Source organism: Microbulbifer epialgicus, assembly GCF_041447265.1.
In the GTDB taxonomy this organism is placed as follows: Bacteria; Pseudomonadota; Gammaproteobacteria; order Pseudomonadales; family Cellvibrionaceae; genus Microbulbifer; species Microbulbifer epialgicus.
Window position 1 is genome coordinate 8,523 of record NZ_JBGMEK010000013.1, and the last position, 2,108, is coordinate 10,630.

The following is a 2,108-nucleotide window of genomic DNA, read 5'->3' on the forward strand; positions in this document are numbered from 1 at the left end:
ACCGGACGGATGGATATATTTTTATCTTTCTGTCAGTTCGGAGTCTTGTTGCGACAAGTTAGAGTTTTATATAGATGGCGAGTTAAAAGGTAGCTGGTCTGGCTCAGTTCCCTATCAGCTAGTTATTTTTCCAGTGTCCAGCGGTATCCACCGCTTTAAATGGCAATATAAAAAAGATGGATCCAATGATGTAGGTTCCGATACTGCCTGGATTGATGACATCTTTATCCCTGGTCCAATTGATGAAGATGCAGACGGTATCAAGGATTCCTGGGAATACATCTATTTCGGTGGCTTAGATCACGATATGTCATTGGATACTGATGGCGATACGATTAGTGATCTGAATGAGTATCTCAATGGCACCGATCCATTAAATTAATCTTTAATCTAAGCTTTTTTTACCTCCGCTTACCTATTTGGTAAGCGGAGTTCATAATAAAAGAATAATTTTGGGGTAGTTATGTACCAGAAGTCTAAGGCGCTTGCTTGTGTTGGTCGCACCATTATCGCGTTCTAATTGGCAGCCAGCTCAGTATCAATATTTGTAGAGCAAAAAGAACCTGAGAAGTTGCTCAGTACTAGAATGTCGATCCAGCCTATACAGCTGCTCTATTTGAATAAAAAATTTAAAGCATGTAATAATGTCGTTCAAATCACAATGCATAGTTATCGGGCCAAGAATGCTCATTATATAAGCGATATTGGCATGAAGTAGTGATGTATCACTTAACATAATGAATTAATAGAAAAATATTGGATAAGAAGAGAATGGAAGGTAAGTTTTCTAAGGGGGTGCTGCGAGTACAACGGTTTCTATTTAGCACTATATTTTGTATTCCTTGGATTGCAAACGCTGAAAACCTTACCTACCAATACGATGATTCAGATCGATTGATTAAGGCAAGCTACCAAGGAGAGGTAGATACTGATTACAGTTACGATGCCTTAGGAAATATTCTATCTCTTACCTCCTCCGCAGAGGAGCAAAATACGCCGCCTTCCGTACCTACTGATGAGATTCCTGAGTCAGGAGTCAATGGAGTTAGCCCAGGAGAAACTACCCTGTCATGGAGTAGCTCTGATGCGAATAGTAATGATTTTGTCTTTTATGATATCTACCTTGGACTAACTCCAAGCCCCGAGCTTTATAAGTCTGGGCTCAAGGCCGATAGTATTACTATATCCGGTTTATATTCAGAGAGGGCCTACTACTGGAAGGTGGTTGCTAGAGACAACCATAATGCTGTAACAGAAAGCCCAATATGGAGCTTTAATACAGCAAATACCGCCCCAGAAGCTGCGCCCAGTCAAGTTAATCCTATCAATAATCTATACACAAGCTACAAAGACATAACCCTTAGCTGGAGTAAAGTGGCTGACCCTGATCTGGATGATACGGTTACATACAATATTTATCTCAGCGAATCACCAGAACCAGCTTTACTTGAGCAGGGTTTCACCAATACCAATAGACAATTATCGGGCCTTGATCCGTGGAAAACCTATTATTGGAAAGTTGTTGCTATTGATGACCATGGTGCTGAAAAATCTAGCTCCATATGGTCATTTAATCCGCTTGATACTGATTTAGATGGCACTCCAGATGATATCGAAGACCTGCGGTGCACAGACAAAAATAAAAAAGATTCCGATGGAGATTTACTACTCGATGGTGAGGAAGACCTCAATAAAAATGGGGTCGTCGATGTAGGGGAAACAAATCCTTGTAGTGCAGATACAGATGGCGATGGAATGCCAGATGGATGGGAAGTAGCTAATCAATTGGACCCTTTATTGAATGATGCTTTTTCCGATATGGATGGAGATGGTTGGTCCAATATTAAGGAATACTTGGCCGGATCGGACCCAAGCTTGTTGGATAGCATTCCGTCTGAAGACTTTAACTTGGCTGATTTTGAAGATGGTAGATTTGATACCTGGTACTGGAAGCATAATGGCTCTGCAGACTGGGTGATCCATACAGAAAACCCTAATACCGGCACTTATGCGATTCGATCCGGCAGCATCACTCACAATCAAAGTAGTAGCACGGAAGTTTCTGTTAATACTCCTGATAGTGAAATGTCCTTCTATTTATCGGTGAG

The 2,108-nt window shown here is 41.1% G+C and carries 2 pseudogenes; both read left to right on the forward strand.

From position 1 onward, the window contains the following. Positions 1-382: pseudogene (locus ACCI49_RS08005) on the forward strand (hypothetical protein); the annotation flags it as partial. A 389-nt stretch (positions 383-771) separates the two neighbouring features. Further along, positions 772-2,108: pseudogene (locus ACCI49_RS08010) on the forward strand (hypothetical protein); the annotation flags it as partial.